12 protein-coding genes are annotated in these 15,845 nt (G+C 39.3%); 4 read left to right on the top strand and 8 right to left on the bottom strand.

The genetic code is table 11. The features are described from left to right. Positions 1 to 18: 18 nt before the first annotated feature. Entirely contained in the window at positions 19 to 3,495 is a 3,477-nt protein-coding gene (mfd, locus tag HWV03_RS10610) for a transcription-repair coupling factor (RefSeq protein WP_211679672.1), read from the top strand. Next, positions 3,492 to 4,757, top strand: coding sequence for a CsiV family protein (locus HWV03_RS10605; RefSeq protein WP_211679671.1), 1,266 nt, complete (start codon positions 3,492 to 3,494; stop codon positions 4,755 to 4,757). Before mfd ends, HWV03_RS10605 begins: the two co-directional genes overlap by 4 nt. Positions 4,758 to 4,767: 10 nt before the next feature. Here HWV03_RS10605 and HWV03_RS10600 read toward each other — a convergent pair whose 3' ends face one another. The 6 genes from HWV03_RS10600 to HWV03_RS22580 are packed head-to-tail and all read right to left on the bottom strand — an operon-like array spanning position 4,768 to position 11,546. Beyond that, positions 4,768 to 6,624 carry a sugar transferase gene (locus tag HWV03_RS10600; RefSeq protein WP_211679670.1) on the bottom strand — a complete coding sequence of 619 codons (1,857 nt, stop codon included), beginning with the start codon at positions 6,622 to 6,624 and terminating at the stop codon, positions 4,768 to 4,770. A gap of 3 nt (positions 6,625 to 6,627) precedes the next feature. Next, entirely contained in the window at positions 6,628 to 7,689 is a 1,062-nt protein-coding gene (locus HWV03_RS10595) for a glycosyltransferase (protein WP_211679669.1), read from the bottom strand. Next, the gene (locus HWV03_RS10590) at positions 7,673 to 9,142 is read right to left on the bottom strand and encodes a capsule biosynthesis protein (RefSeq protein ID WP_211679668.1); all 1,470 of its coding nucleotides are present in this window, start codon (positions 9,140 to 9,142) and stop codon (positions 7,673 to 7,675) included. The genes HWV03_RS10595 and HWV03_RS10590 overlap by 17 nt, the downstream gene beginning before the upstream one ends. Positions 9,143 to 9,144: 2 nt before the next feature. Beyond that, entirely contained in the window at positions 9,145 to 9,630 is a 486-nt protein-coding gene (locus HWV03_RS10585; RefSeq protein ID WP_211679667.1) for a hypothetical protein, read from the bottom strand. 21 nt (positions 9,631 to 9,651) lie between these two features. Continuing rightward, positions 9,652 to 10,845, bottom strand: a complete 1,194-nt coding sequence (locus tag HWV03_RS10580) for a glycosyltransferase (RefSeq protein ID WP_211679666.1) — start codon at positions 10,843 to 10,845, stop codon at positions 9,652 to 9,654. Next, complete coding sequence (locus tag HWV03_RS22580) at positions 10,842 to 11,546, bottom strand: acyltransferase (protein WP_255547160.1); 705 nt, start codon at positions 11,544 to 11,546, stop codon at positions 10,842 to 10,844. Before HWV03_RS22580 ends, HWV03_RS10580 begins: the two co-directional genes overlap by 4 nt. 195 nt (positions 11,547 to 11,741) lie before the next feature. On the opposite strand from HWV03_RS22580, the gene HWV03_RS10570 reads away from it, so the two are divergent. Continuing rightward, the gene (locus HWV03_RS10570; protein WP_211679665.1) at positions 11,742 to 12,683 is read left to right on the top strand and encodes a glycosyltransferase family 2 protein; all 942 of its coding nucleotides are present in this window, start codon (positions 11,742 to 11,744) and stop codon (positions 12,681 to 12,683) included. Between the two features lie 69 nt (positions 12,684 to 12,752). On the opposite strand, the gene HWV03_RS10565 is transcribed toward HWV03_RS10570, so the two are convergent. After that, positions 12,753 to 13,514: a Nif3-like dinuclear metal center hexameric protein gene (locus tag HWV03_RS10565; RefSeq protein WP_211679664.1), complete on the bottom strand. Its 762-nt coding sequence runs from the start codon at positions 13,512 to 13,514 to the stop codon at positions 12,753 to 12,755. 76 nt (positions 13,515 to 13,590) lie between these two features. Between HWV03_RS10565 and HWV03_RS10560 the strand changes: the two genes are divergently transcribed. Continuing rightward, positions 13,591 to 14,508 (top strand): DUF1853 family protein, encoded by a 918-nt coding sequence (locus HWV03_RS10560; RefSeq protein WP_211679663.1) that lies wholly within the window; start codon positions 13,591 to 13,593, stop codon positions 14,506 to 14,508. Here the strand turns inward: HWV03_RS10560 and fabV are convergent. Further along, positions 14,495 to 15,700: an enoyl-ACP reductase FabV gene (gene fabV / locus HWV03_RS10555; RefSeq protein WP_211679662.1), complete on the bottom strand. Its 1,206-nt coding sequence runs from the start codon at positions 15,698 to 15,700 to the stop codon at positions 14,495 to 14,497. The two genes, HWV03_RS10560 and fabV, sit on opposite strands and share 14 nt — an antisense overlap. Positions 15,701 to 15,845: the final 145 nt, after the last annotated feature.

The following is a 15,845-nucleotide window of genomic DNA, read 5'->3' as shown; positions in this document are numbered from 1 at the left end:
ATTAGATTACTGATAACTATGAAATCAACAGCTATTCTTTCTTTACCGTTACCGAAAAAACAAGGCGATAAGATCGCCTACGGTAACCTTGTTGGCAGTAGCCTCGCATTCACACTTGCAGAGCTCTGTTCACAAACAAATACCCCTATCCTTGCGGTTGTTGCAGATACCCCAAGTGCCTTAAAACTTGAACAAGAAGTACGCCATTTTTTAGCGGATGATAAACCCTTAATCACCTTCCCTGATTGGGAGACATTACCCTATGATAACTTCTCGCCACACCAAGATATTATTTCGCAACGTATTCATGCCCTGCACCGTTTTCAGCAGACGACCAGTGGGCTGATCATTGTATCAGTCAATACTTTGATGCAACGTATCGCTCCGGTCAGTTTTTTAGCCCAGCATAGCTTGATCGTCAAAACTGGCGACAGAATTGATATGCATGCGATGCGCCAACGTTTAGAAACCAGTGGTTACAATGCTGTTGAACAAGTATTAGAGCACGGTGAATTTTCTGCGCGCGGTTCGATTCTTGATCTGTATCCGATGGGCAGTGATTCACCGTTCCGAATCGACTTTTTTGATGATGAAGTCGAAGAAATTCGTGGTTTTAACACCGAGACGCAGCGTTCAGAGGGTACACTTAAAGCCATTAATTTATTACCTGCACACGAATTTCCAACAGATGATAAAGCGATTGAATTATTCCGTCAGCAGTTTAGAGCATTGTTCACGCCATCTCGTGAAGCTGAATCCATTTATCAGCAAGTAAGCAAAGGTTACTTACCTACAGGTATTGAGTATTATCACCCGTTATTCTTAACTGAAACTGCCACGTTATTTGATTATTTACCTAAACAACTTACGATTGCGCAAGTAGGTGAATTACATCAAGCATCAGAAGTGTTCTTCCAAGACGTTGAAAAACGCTACGAAGACCGCCGCCATGATATTCAACGCCCATTACTTACGCCAAACTCACTTTATTTACCTGTTGCAGAACTATTCCAAGCACTTGGCCAGTACAGTAAAGTAAGCTTAAGCAATAAATGCCTGAATGAAAAAGCAGGTAATACCAACTTAAGCTTTAGCACTTTACCTGAAATATCAGTTAACCATCAGAAAAAAGCCCCGCTTGCGCCGTTGCTTGAATTTATCGAAGGATTTGACGGTAAAATAATTTTCAGTGTTGAATCTGAAGGTCGCCGTGAAACACTATTAGATCTACTTGGAAAAACCAAGATAAAGCCTAAAGCAATCACCAGTATCGCCAAGTTTTTGAAAGCGAAACCTGCGATTGGTATTTGGGTGAGCCAGTGTGTAAACAGCTTTATTATTGACGATCTAAATGTCGCTATCATTTGTGAAAATGAACTGCTTGGTCACAAGATCATCCAGCGCCGTCGTACCGATAAAAAAATACAAGCAAACAACGATGCGCTAGTACGAAACCTCACTGAGTTAAGTATTGGTCAACCGGTTGTGCATATCTCTCATGGTGTCGGTCGTTATCTCGGCCTGCAGATTATTGCTAACGCTGGGATGGAAACCGAGTTTTTAACCCTTGAATATGCCAATGCAGCAAAGCTCTATGTACCGGTTTCTGCACTGCACCTTATCAGCCGTTATAGCGGTGCCGGAGAAGCGTCAGCGCCACTACATAAACTAGGCAGTGATAGCTGGGTAAAATCCAAAACCAAAGCAATGGAGCGTGTTCGAGACGTTGCTGCAGAATTATTGGATATCTACGCACAGCGCGCCGCTAAAAGTGGTTTTCAATATAAATGCGACAAAGAATCATATGCTGCCTTTGCCGATGGATTCCCGTTTGAAGAAACAGACGATCAGAAAACGGCGATTCAAGCCGTGCTGGATGATATGCGCCAAGACAAAACGATGGATCGTCTTGTATGCGGTGATGTGGGGTTTGGCAAAACAGAAGTAGCAATGCGCGCTGCCTTCATGGCAATGATGAACGACAAACAAGTCGCCGTACTGGTGCCGACCACCTTACTTGCTCAGCAGCATTTCGAAAACTTCAAAGATCGTTTTGCTAACTGGCCTGTACGTGTCGAAGTTATCTCTCGTTTTAAAACAGCTAAAGAACAAAAGCTGATTTTAGCTGATGTAAAAGCCGGTAAAGTTGATTTACTCATTGGTACGCACAAGTTACTCAGTAATAAAATTGAGTTTGCCGAGCTTGGTTTGCTTATTATTGACGAAGAACATCGCTTTGGTGTGCGTCAAAAAGAAAAAGTAAAAGCGCTACGTGCCGACATTGATATTTTAACGCTAACCGCAACGCCAATTCCAAGAACACTGAATATGGCCATGAATGGCATGCGTGATTTATCTATCATAGCAACACCACCAGCAAAGCGTTTGGCCGTTAAAACATTTGTCCGCCAGTACGAGGACAATGTGGTAAAAGAAGCAATCATGCGTGAGATCATGCGTGGTGGTCAGGTTTATTTCTTGCATAACAATGTCGACTCAATAGATAAAACAGCTGAAGCATTGGCGTTACTCCTACCGGAAGCGCGTATTGTTACGGCTCACGGGCAAATGGCAGAACGTGAATTAGAATCCGTTATGACTGATTTCTATCATCAACGTTTCAATGTGTTGGTATGTACAACCATTATCGAAACGGGTATCGACATCCCTACTGCCAATACAATTATTATGGATCGTGCAGATCATCTCGGTTTAGCACAACTTCATCAATTACGTGGTCGTGTTGGTCGTTCTCATCACCAAGCCTATGCCTACTTATTAACGCCCCACCCTAAACGCATCACCAGTGACGCTAAAAAACGTCTTGAGGCTATCGCATCATTAGAAGATCTTGGTGCAGGTTTCACCTTGGCAACGCACGATCTTGAAATCCGTGGAGCTGGTGAACTATTAGGTGATGAGCAAAGCGGTCAAATAACCTCTGTTGGTTTCTCCTTGTATATGGAAATGCTCGACCAGGCAGTGAAAAGTATCAAAGAAGGTAAATCAGTTTCGCTTGAAGAAGCCCTTAAAAATCAAACCGAAATTGAACTACGTGTGCCAGCGCTATTACCGAATGATTACATTCATGACGTTAATATGCGTTTATCTCTGTATAAACGTATCGCAAGTTGTCAAAGTGAAGAGCAGTTACGTGAAGTTCAAGTTGAACTTATTGATCGTTTTGGATTATTACCTGACAATGCTAAAAACTTGATCCGTCAAACCGAGTTAAAATTACAAGCAGAGCCTTTAGGTATTAAACGACTTGAAATAGGTCCCGCTGGTGGCTATATTAGCTTTGGTGAAGATAATCAGGTTGATGTAGGCTATCTTATCCGTCTAATCCAGCAACAACCTCGTGTGTATAGCATGGATGGACCATCAAAATTGAAGTTTGCAATCAAATCACCGGATGCAAAAGATCGTGTTACATTAGTAGAAGCAATGCTAGTTGAATTTGCAAAAAATAAGATTGCAGGAGTTAAACGTTGAAAAAATCGTTAATCAGTTTATTAGTTGGTTTATCTGTTGGTAGTTCATTTGCAGTAAATGCCGCTGAAGAAGAGCGTTGGTTCGAAGTCGAAGTTATTTTATTCGAACGGAATGTCAACCCAGATAAAGTGATAGAGCATTGGGATCAAGCCGTATATCCAACTTATTCCAAACAGAATAAAGACCCGATGTCATTGTTCATTAACAATGACAATTTGATCACACCAAACGGCGATACTAAGACCAATGCACAAGCTTTCGCAAACGATACAATAACAGCAGGCTTACAGCCTACGTTTATCGACGATAGCGATACGTTACCTATATACGGTGAAGATAGCGGCCAGCAGGCTGTCGCTAAAACAAATATAAACAGCGATTTAATTAAATCGACGCATGTTGTCATTGATGGTGCAAATTTAAAAGATAACATCAAAGACCCAGCCTTACAAATTGTGCCAGCAAGTGAATTGCAACTTAATAAACAATTTGCAGCACTTAACAATCATGCTAACTACAATGTTGTTTTGCATACAGCATGGCGTATGCAACCTCAAACACGAAAAGACGCAATACCAATTCGTCTGTTCGCGGGTCAAAATTACCAGCAACAATACCAGTTGAATGGTAATGCTATAATCCAGAACCTCACACCGACAGCCATTACTGCCAATGCAAGCACGATGACCAATGAATCAAATGTAATTGATTTAGATAATGCAGCGACCATCAATGATGGCGTTATCATTCAAACAGGCGGCGTTGAAACGATGACCCCCCCTGTTACACCAGTAGAACCGACAACTCCTGTTTGGAAGATTGATGGTGAATTAACGATATACCTAGAACATTATCTTTATGCAAAAACAAACTTGTTTGTACGTAAAGAAGGTACTAAAGTTATTCCTGCAACTCAAATTGAAGGTGTAAAAACAACTGAAAAAGTAACAACGAACGCTGAAAATGTCGATTTATTGAAACTACTCGATATTCATTTAGAACCTAAGCAAGCAAAGCACAACGAAATAGCGTTAACAGATAAAAAAATTAAAATCAATGATGATACATCACTTGGCGAAGCCGTTAACAATGTACAACCACGTGATAAAACGGTGCCTTTCTTAAATAGCTATCCAATGCAACAATTACGCGTGATCCGCAGTGGCGAAATTCACTACCTTGATCACCCAATGTTTGGCATGCTAATTCAAATCAGAAAGTATGAGCCACCAGTACCTGAAAAAACAGAGGCGGCCCAATAAGGTAACGTTTTTAGTGACCTTTGGACCTAACCATAGTTAAAAAGGTTTTTAATATAATAATCGTATCTGCTTTAAGCCAGCGACTAAAACTCGTTAGGTTTAAAGCATATGTATGATCCCAATAGAGCTTATTTTGCACATCTTCTATGCAAGTATCTGCACCTTGAGATATTTGTGCTAACCCGGTTATACCCGGCCTAACACCGTGAGTACGCTCTAAATAATACGGGATTTTTTCTTCTAATTTACCACAAAAAATAGGCCGCTCAGGTCTTGGTCCTACAATCGCCATGTCGCCAAGTAACACATTCACCAGCTGCGGTAGCTCATCTATCCTCGTTTTACGTAAGAATCGACCTACAGACGTAGCTCTATCATCTTGTTCTTGTGCCCAAACAGGACCTGATTTCGATTCTGATTCTAGCACCATCGTTCTAAATTTAATGAGCATAAACACTTCTACATATTCATAACGAATTTCACCGACGCGTAATTGACGATAAAAAACAGGCCCTTTAGAGTTCAATTTAATGACGAGTGCTATAAATGGCACAAAAGGGGCGATAATACACAATGAAACTATCGATATGAGCATGTCAGAAATTCGTTTAGGAATAACCACGCTTTTTCTCTGAAAATCATTGCCATGATCTTGCTCACTATTAATTTTAACCCAAGCCCCTCGCTCTAAACCAAAGATATAACGAATTCCACCATAAAAACTAGCCATATAACCTACTGCTATATAATAAAGTGATGCCCAAGGTTGACGAACAGGCGCGATATCAAACAGCAAACCCACAGCCGAACCACCATACAAACAGCATTGACTAAAGCATAAGAACCAAGCTACGTTGGCAACAATGACATATTCACTATTTGTTAGAAAGAATGTAAACACAAATAAAACCAATAAATTAAATGGCATTAACGTCCGTAAGAATTTACCACTAAAAAAGTTAAACCCCGTCAGTCCATGCCCTGATGATAATAAACTACTAAGCCGAAGTACTTGTTGAACATTACCAGCGCCAATGCGGGTACGTCGCGAAAAATCATCAGACTCACTTGTTGCCTCCATTTCAATAATCGAAATGCGTTCATCCAATACAGCCCTATATCCACGACTTACTAATAACATAGGGAAGACAAAGTCATCATTAATGGTATCAAACGGGATCTCTTCAAATAACCTAGCTTTAATTGCGTATAAGGCACCAGGAGGTCCAATAATTGACCCCGTTACACTTTCTGCTTTACGAATATTTCGTTGGTACTTCCAATAATGAGTTTCACCTTTCGAACCATCCTCATATAGCTGATAGTCACCCGTTACAATCCCAACATCGTCTTCAGCCATCCGATAAGCAAATATCTGCATCGCATCAATGGAAATTAACGCACTCACATCACTCAAAACTAAAATATCGGACTTTGCTTTATATTGCCTTAATAGTTTATTGATAACATAAACCTTGCCATGATTTTCTTCGTGCACATCTAATTCAATGTGTATGTTATGCAATTCAAACTGATCTAAGTATTGTTCCGCAACTTGTACAGAATTATCTGAACAACCATCAAACCCGAGCACAACATGTAATTTATCGGCCGGATAATCAAGCATAAGTAGATTCGTCAGCTTGTCCCCTAAGTATTTAGCTTCGTTATAGACAGGCATAACGATCGTTATTATAGGAAGTTCATTATCAACATCATTTGAAACATATTTTCGTGATTTAAATGTGTCATTTTTTTTCCCTCTCACCTTACACTTTGCGTAGAGTTGCAAAATTTTAGGGTAAGCCCAGTGATGGTAAATGAATAAGTTAATCGATAATATTGCACCAAACAGAAGCCAATCCATAGGCTACTCCTCAATAAGCTTGTTATAAGCTTTGATCATCTTTTTAATATCAAAATTTTGCGTAATAAAATCACGAGGTTGATACTCACTACGCTGCTTTATCTGTGCTTTTATCGCAATATGAAATTCATTAACAGAATGGCGTTTAATTAATCGACCCGTTTGTTTACATACCCCCTCATGCACACCGCCAACATCACTACAAACGACAGGAACATTACACGACTGAGCTTCTAATATTGACAAAGGTAGTCCTTCATTTGACGAAGTAAGTACGAATAAGTCTAACTGATGATAAAAACTAACTATATCATCTGTATAGCCAATGAATTTAACTTTAGTTGACAAGCCTAATTCCTGCACTAAATTAACAAGGTTATGCTGTTCAGGGCCATCGCCAGCGATATATAGTTCCACATTAGGAATATCCGCGATAGCTTGAATTAATACGTCCAAGGATTTTTCAGTGACAAGCCTTGCTGCGCAACCAATTTTGAAAACACGGGTGTTATTTTTATAACGTTTATGATTTAGGCTAGGTAAAAATTTTTCTGTATCAATGCCATTTAAGATCGTGACAGGATTAACATTACTGCCAAGCATTTCAGATAGCTTTATTCCAACCGTTGACGCATCGGCAACTAACGTGATTCGACTTAACCGCAACATTAACTTTGTCATCTGTAACTGCTTATTATCAAGCAAATGCCACGTATCATGTTCTGTATGAATATGCTGTATGTTGGTTGATTTTAGCGTTGCCATACAACCATAAAGCAAAGGACCAATGTGATGAGTGTGTATAACATCAGCCTCTAATGTCCTTAATATTTTACGCAGTCGCCTTACCGTAGAGAGTGTAAACCCCGGTTTCTTGTCTAAAAAAACTAATCGTTCTTGATACCGTTTCAATGCAGGCCAGAGCGCTAAACAAGCCGACTTATCCCCCTCTAACGCTACGATGTAAACCCTAACATCTGAATCTTGTAATCGCATGATATCAATCACTAACTTTTCAATGCCACCCGGTTTTAGATGTTGAATAATTTCAACCATGATTTTCATTATCAACATCCTTTTCATAATCAATCGAAGGTAATCGTACGATAATGTCAATACCATCAAACAAGCTTATTTTTCTGATGTGCCATAACGTATCGTCTAATAACTCGACTATAACCGCCAAACCAATACCACCACCTATACCACTAAATAGACCAATAATTATGTATACGAACAGAGATAAATTAGAGGGATAACCTGGCGTAAAAGGCCTATCAATTACTTTAATTTTTTCAGGTTCTTCATGACGACCTAGCTCACCAGTCACTTTTGCCATCTCGTGACGGTTTAACAAGTCATGATATAATTTGGTGTTAACGGTCAGATCACGCTTTAGAGCACTCAGCTCTTTCGCCACATCCGCTTCCATCGCGACGTTACTTGTTAAATGCTCCGATTGTTGTCGTAACATTGCAACTTCATTTTCTAATTGTATAACGCGCGATTGAGCGGCTTGCAGATTCTCTAACTGAGATAATAACAATGACGGCACTTTACTTTCGCCATTCCCCTTATCAGCAACAGAGACCAAATTCCATAGCTGTTCTAGCTGTTCATCTGTTAATGCCACGTTTTTACTTAGTAATTTATTTTGCTCATTTCTTAAATTATTTAACTGCAATTCAACAGATTGAACTTTAGAATGGCTACGGGTGTAACTTGCTTTTAAGAGTGACAGTTTTGCTTCTGCTGCTACGATTTGCTCTTCAACTACACCGATCACGGGATTCGTTTGCGCCAATTTAAGCTTTAGGCTATTCAACTGACCATAAGCGCCTGACAATTCAATATTTTTCTCTCTAATTTCACTGTAAATAGAAAATAGCGTCTGATTATTTTGAATAAATAACTCAGGTAAAACTCCGATATGTTTACGACGAAATGAAGCCATTTTTTCCTCTGCTACGACCAACTTATCACGCCTTAACTCTAGCTGTGCAAGTAGAAATTCCTCTGATGAAACAATTGATGCTCTACTGGGTGCCATTAAACTATCAATAAACAATTGACTAACAGAGCTCAAAATCGATTCCATTTTATTTGGATCATCCCAACTCAAAGAGATAATCACCAGATCTGTGCCAGATAGCGTCAATAGGATTGCATCTGACAGTTGTTCAACAATTAAGTCTCTTTCTCGATAACTGCTGCTGGTATCGATTAACTCATTTTGCTTAGCAACGGTTAATAGTATGTGCCGGCTATGTACTAACACGCGTAAAGCCACGATCCTTTGTTCAAGATTAAATGATACTGATAAGTCTTCTAAAAATGGATTAAGCAATGCACTTTCCTGAACTAATATCGATGTGTGTGCATCGTATCGCTTATCCGTGATAACACTCATGAAAGATGCACTCAGCATTGCGATTACAATAGCAACACCAAGGTAATAACGTCGGCGCCACATTGTCTCGATAAATCGATAAATATTACCCCATACAATAATACCCATATTTACAGCCTAGAGTTCTCAACTAAATCCGTTTTTTTATCAGTATCTATACGTGTTGTTTGGACAATATTTTCTTTAACCACTACAGAGTCCGCAGCCAATTTCGGATCATAATTAACCTGACGTATTTCCTGATTTTTAGCTAAGGCTTGGCTAACAGCTTGCACACGTTTATGTCCGATAAGCAAACCTGTATAGTCATTTTCGGCTTTTGCTTTACCATAACTAATGATCGCGCCGTGCTGCCAGTCATAAAGGTAAAGTAACTGATTTCGCTGCTCTCTGCTTAACTCTACTTGCTTGTATTCAAAAATAAAATTTAGTTTTCTCGGTTCTACTACTGCCGGTTTATCACGTTCTGATACCGATGCTATCCCAATCATTGCCATTGGAATAACCGTTGGTGAATTCGCACATCCGAACTGCGATATTAACGTGACGAATAGTAATGCTATTCCTCTATATTTATTCTGGATAAGTCCTTTCATAACATACTCCCAAGACCATTGTTAATTACATGCAATGTTGTCTTTATCTGTTAGTTTCTGCATTAATAACGTAGAAACATAATCACACCTCGCTTCCCAAGTTGAGCTTTCAACCATTTTCCGAGATACGTCTTTAAGCTGTTTAAGCTCTGCCTGCGATAAAATTAATGCTGTATTTAACTGCTCTAGCATCTGTTGCTGATTTTCTGCAATATAAATACATTCTGAAAATTCCATGACTGCTGGATATTTAGTGCTTAGAATTGGGTGTCCAATGGCTAGATATTCTCTTAATTTTAAAGGATTACATGCTCGAATCTGTTCATTATCAACGAATGGGATTAATGACACTTGCCAATTAGCTGCATATTTAATCAATTCTTCATGAGGCATATCGACCAGATGAACAATATTTTCATACCCAAACATTGGACAATCGTCGATCTCAATTTTCCCAATAAATAGAAATGTAATATCGGGTCTAGCACGCGCGAGGAACGTTATTAATTCAAAATTTAACCAACGGGTAATACTGCCATAATAGCCTACGACAAGATCGGAGTCAGGATAATGATTCGGGCGTTTGTACACTGACGAAAAGTGCTTTAAATCTACGCCATGTGGTAACAAGTAGGTTTTATGCTGAGGAAATTGACGAGCAATATTGTCACTTGCGGCAAAAATAATATCAGCACATTTTACCAGTTCAACCTCTTCAAAATTAACCTTATTATGATCAACACCGTGCAACGCACTAAAGTCATCACCGACATAATAAACGACAACATCTTCTTCTAATGCATCGATAACACAACGCCCCGTCGGTAATGATAACCATAAAATACGCGATAAATTTTTATCCGTTACATGCCGACCCAACAGTGCTCGAATTTGATACGTTAATAACAAACGATTAATCACATAAGCGATATAACTTCCAGGCCAAGGTAAGGCGATTGGAGCAAGGATTTCTAACGGCTTCATCTCAACATTCGACAGCGTTTTATTCTGGTTAAAATCATTCGCACAGGCATCCTTCAGTTGTTTTAGTTTTTCAATAATACGTTTACCATCCGTTAACTTAGGACGTCTCAAACCTATTGAGTTAACCCAGTATACCTGATGCTTACGCGTGATTGATTTCATCAAATGCTGTGTACTGCTTGGGTGGCGCCCCCAGTCTTCACCAAATACAATCCATTGCCAATTGTTCATAGTGATTTAATTACCTTAGCTGGTATGCCACCAGCAAGTACACTTGAGGGTAAATCTTTGGTCACTATACTGCCTGCAGCAACAATTGTGCCTTCTCCAATAGTAACCCCAGCCATAACACTGACACCCGTTGCTAACCAAACATCTCGCTTTAAAACAATATCACCGACTTGATGTTCATGATCTGCTAATCCCGCAGCGCGCTCTTTTGCATCAACAGGGTGACCAGGGTAACCTGCCAAAAAAACCCGTCCTGCTAGCCTGACATTATCTTCAATCACAATATTACCACCTACCGCAATATTATTTTGCCAGTTTATATCGACATTGTTTCCGATTATTAGACGAGATGGCCGCCCGTCCATACTACGTCCACTTAATGTTGAAATACCAGATACACGGCAATTGTCGCCCATTTCAATAGTTAAATGTCCCAATACCAACGGCATTCCTGAATATAGGTATAAGTTACTCGGTCTTGTTACTAAGCGACATTTAAATAAAGGGGTCCAATATAAAACCCGCAAGATATTTGCGAATAAGTGGGTAATAAGAAGGTGTATTCGAAGCATACAAGGATGAATAAAAGGAATAACGGGTATAGAAAAATGCATCAGTTCACGAATACAACGATGGCACGCTTTAGCTATCGCACTCTCGTCATTTTTTAGCCATAGCTTTATTGATCCAAGCATATCCATATAAGAGCTGTCCTTGTAACCGTTAACTATGTATCAAGACTAGACTATATAAAAACAATAGATTAAATATGCTTAAAAAATGTTCTATATTAAAAAGTACAAAATTGAAACACAGGTCTGCCGTAATTAATTAAATCGACTAAGCTATCTATTAATGCAAAGGATTTGTAACTTATAGATTCAGTAGGGGCGAATATGAAACCAACAGTGAGTGTCATTATTCCAAACAAAAATTGTCTTCCCTCTCTACCTCAAGCAATCGAGAGTATCTGGCAACAAAATATAGATAATATAGAAGTCATCATTGTTGACGATGGTTCAACTGATGGTAGTTGGAAATGGATTTGCCAGCTCTGCCGAAAACACAATAATATTATCGCCTTAAAATTAAATGGTGAAGGTACTTCGACTGCTAGAAACCATGCGGTTCGGGTGGCAAGTGGGACATATATTGCCTTTCTTGATGCCGATAAATTCTGGTATAAAAACAAACTACAACAACAAATTAAATTTATGAAAGAAAAACCACAGCTTGGTATTTGCTTTACTAACTGCGAATTAATAAATGATAAAAGTGAAGTAACCCATGATAGCTTTACCCATAGTAACTATTTTAAACAACAAATAGTCCAACATAGCGCGGATGCATTTGTCATCCCTAAAGGTGCTGCCGCGATCTTCTCCGAAAACATCATTGGCACATCGACCGTACTTGTTAGGCGAGATTTATATTTAGCACTAGACGGTTTTGATCATAATATAAAGCTGGTATCAGATTGGGACTTGTGGTTAAAAATAGCATTACACACTGCAATCGGTTGTATTAAGAAACCATTAGCAGCTTGCCTACGCAAAAAGACCATTATAACGAATCGAATTAAGCAGTTAAAAGCTGTTGAACAGGTTATCAGGCGCTACGAAAGAAAAATTAAAACCATTGACCCTTATGCGGTACGCTCTGCTCATGCACATTTATCAGAATCGTACGCAGAATATTACCGCCAAGTAGCCCGTCCAACTCGAGCATTGGCCTGTGATATCAAGGCTCTGTGTGAACAACCTGCATCACGCCGTTTTCGAAATATCCTCACCGATTTAAAACTGACTATCCAGATGTCCGGGTATGCCACAATCTAAATATGTAGTTTATACATGCATAAAAGGCTTACTCAGCAACATATTTTGTTAATGAGTAAGCCCATTAAATTACACAGGATTATCAATATCAATAAAAGTTACGTCCAAACCTTTTTCTTCTGCTAACCATTCACCTAACGCTTTAACACCATAACGTTCTGTTGCGTGATGACCCGCAGCAAAAAAACTTATACCGGCTTCACGAGCCAAATGAATGGTCTGTTCGGACGCTTCACCACTGATAAATGCATCAATTCCCTGTTCAATTGCTAATTCAATATAACTTTGACCACCGCCAGTACACCAAGCCACCGATTTAATTGGTTTACCCGCATCAACAACCAAGGGAGCACGGTTAAGTTGGGTTTCGATACGTTGAGTGAGTTCTTCAGTTGAGATCTCATCTTCGAATTTACCCACCAAAGCAACACTCGCTTTATCCCACGGTTCCAAACCACGACGAACTGTAATACCTAATAGCTTAGCTAATTCAACATTGTTACCCAACTCAGGGTGTATATCTAACGGCAGGTGATAAGCATACAAGTTAATATCATGCTTGATCAGCGTTTTAATGCGATTATATTTAATCCCCGTAATCGCTGGTGATTCATTTTTCCAAAAATACCCATGATGCACTAAAATTGCATCTGCTTGCTGCTCTACTGCAGCGTCAATTAATGCTTGAGATGCTGTGACCCCCGTGATCACTTTAGTCACTGTGTCTTTACCCTGAACCTGCATACCGTTAACGGTAAAATCACGAACACGATGTGGCTGCATAAAGTCAGTTAAAATATTTTCAAGTTTTTTATTATTGAGTGAGGCCATGCCCGCTCCTCGTTATTTGTTGAATCCTAATCTAAGGTTATATGTATACGTTAAGTTTGAGCTTGAAGCAAATAACATGCCGATAGAAAGTGTTTTAGACACCTATAACTATAATTTTAACCATCCGATAGTACGTGATCTAGCATGGTCGATTGCAAGTCCTCCAATGGTTAACGTAAAGAGCAACGTCCTTATTTCAACAGATTGGTTAGCTCAACAATACACAGACTACTTACCGCGGCTCTTTGCTTTAGATGTCGACCCTGCGCCATTACTCAATTTTATACGACCAGCTACAAGGTTAGGTTTATATTTTGAACAACTTTGGCACTTCTTTTTTACCGATAATCCAAACTTTGACGTGCTGCTCGCTAATACGCAAGTGCGTGATGATCATTTTACCTATGGAGAGTTTGATTTTATTGTCAAAGACAACACCACTAATCAAGTCACTCACTTTGAAGTCGCAGTAAAATTTTATCTTGGCTACCCTAGCACAAATAATGAACCACCATTATGGTATGGCGCGAACATGAAAGATCGTTTCGATATTAAATTTAACCATATGCTAGAACACCAGATTAAGTTAGGTCATCAAGAAGCAGCACAAAGAGTATTACGCGAACACAATATCAATATTGATGATGAGAAAATAATACTCAAAGGCCGTTTATATCAAGCACACCCTGCTCTTGAGCTAACAAACCAGTTATTACCGAATAGCTGTAATTGGCGTTGGATAACACATCATCATTTTAAGAAAGAGTCCATAGATTACCGTTGGTATCAAATTATGAAGCCTAATTACCTCGCAACACGGACCAAGACCGAACTTGATATTTATCAACACCGAACAATGGGCGAAAAAAAACCGCTACAGCTCCTTAGATATAACAATCAAAAAGAAGCAGAACGGTTAATACTTGTTCCCGACGAATGGCTAGCTAAAATTAAGCTGGACCGTTCAAAACAGGCTAAAATTAGTCAAGTGTAATTGGAGCAAAATCAACAATCGGATTAACGTCAGCATCATAATCAACGCCGTCGATACCAAAGCCAAACAATGCTAAAAACTCATCTTTGTAATACTGATAATCAGTCGTTTCAAATAAGTTCTCATCGGTAACTTCGTCCCATAGCTTCACGCAAGTAGCTTGAATGTCTTCACGAAGTTCCCAATCATCCATACGTAGACGATTTTCCTCATCTAATTTAGCGTTGCTAATACCTTGTGGGTAAAGTGAGCCACGGAATAGACGTGAAATTTGCTCTAAACAACCTTCATGTAAACCATGTTCTTTCATCACACGGAATGCCATTGCGATATAAAGCGGCATAACAGGAATTGCAGCACTTGCTTGTGTGACTACACTCTTAAGTACAGCTACGTTTGCACTACCACCTTTTACTTTTAGGTCAGCATCGATCGCATGAGCAGCACGATCAAGATCTTGCTTTGCCTTGCCTAAGGCACCATCCCAATAGATAGGCCATGTAATTTCTGTACCGATATAGCTATAAGCAACGGTTTTACATCCGTCAGCTAATACACCGGCATCAGATAATGCAGACATCCAAAGTTCCCAATCTTCACCACCCATAACGGTAATGGTATCTTTGATCTCTTGCTCTGTTGCAGGTTCAACACTTGCTTCAAATATTTTATTTTTATTGGTGTCAACCGCTTTCGCTGTATACGTTTCACCAATTGGTTTCAAGCAAGAACGTACAACTTCACCAGTGCTTGGTAACTTACGTACTGGTGATGCCAGTGAATAAACAACGAGGTCAATTTGGCCTAGATCTTCTTTAATTAGGTTAATTGCAGTTTGTTTTGCTTTGTCAGAGAATGCATCGCCATTAATGCTCTTTGCATATAGGCCTTCTTCTGCTGCATATTTTTCAAATGAAGCACTGTTATACCAACCTGCTGTACCCGGCTTTCTCTCTGTTGCCGGTTTCTCGAAAAACACACCAATAGTTGAAGCGCCACCACCGAATGCAGCAGTAATACGAGACGAAAGCCCGTAACCACTTGATGAGCCGACTACCAGAACACGTTTTGGTGCATTTTCAATAGCACCTTGCTCTTTATTATACTGTATCTGTTCTTTAACATTAAAATCACAACCAGTAGGATGAGTTGTGGTACAGATGAAACCGCGAGTTTTTGGTTTAATTATCATATTATCTTCACAATGTTGAGACACAGTAGATAGGATAAAAGTTTATGAAAAATTAAGCACCTATTTTTTAACGTTTTTCATCTGGTTGGAGTTCTAACCACAAAAAGAAGACGCTATTTAAGCAAACAAAATAGGATACATTTGC

This window comes from Moritella sp. 36 (genome assembly GCF_018219415.1).
Classification (GTDB): Bacteria; Pseudomonadota; Gammaproteobacteria; order Enterobacterales; family Moritellaceae; genus Moritella.
This window is presented reverse-complemented; position numbering and strand designations above follow the sequence as displayed.

Coding starts and splice junctions, on each gene's coding strand:
- mfd (WP_211679672.1), top strand. CDS start 19: ATGAAATCAACAGCTATTCTTTCTTTACCGTTACCGAAAAAACAAGGC.
- HWV03_RS10600 (WP_211679670.1), bottom strand. CDS start 6,624: ATGGATTGGCTTCTGTTTGGTGCAATATTATCGATTAACTTATTCATT.
- HWV03_RS10595 (WP_211679669.1), bottom strand. CDS start 7,689: ATGAAAATCATGGTTGAAATTATTCAACATCTAAAACCGGGTGGCATT.
- HWV03_RS10590 (WP_211679668.1), bottom strand. CDS start 9,142: ATGGGTATTATTGTATGGGGTAATATTTATCGATTTATCGAGACAATG.
- HWV03_RS10585 (WP_211679667.1), bottom strand. CDS start 9,630: ATGAAAGGACTTATCCAGAATAAATATAGAGGAATAGCATTACTATTC.
- HWV03_RS10580 (WP_211679666.1), bottom strand. CDS start 10,845: ATGAACAATTGGCAATGGATTGTATTTGGTGAAGACTGGGGGCGCCAC.
- HWV03_RS22580 (WP_255547160.1), bottom strand. CDS start 11,546: ATGGATATGCTTGGATCAATAAAGCTATGGCTAAAAAATGACGAGAGT.
- HWV03_RS10570 (WP_211679665.1), top strand. CDS start 11,742: ATGAAACCAACAGTGAGTGTCATTATTCCAAACAAAAATTGTCTTCCC.
- HWV03_RS10565 (WP_211679664.1), bottom strand. CDS start 13,514: ATGGCCTCACTCAATAATAAAAAACTTGAAAATATTTTAACTGACTTT.
- HWV03_RS10560 (WP_211679663.1), top strand. CDS start 13,591: ATGCCGATAGAAAGTGTTTTAGACACCTATAACTATAATTTTAACCAT.
- fabV (WP_211679662.1), bottom strand. CDS start 15,700: ATGATAATTAAACCAAAAACTCGCGGTTTCATCTGTACCACAACTCAT.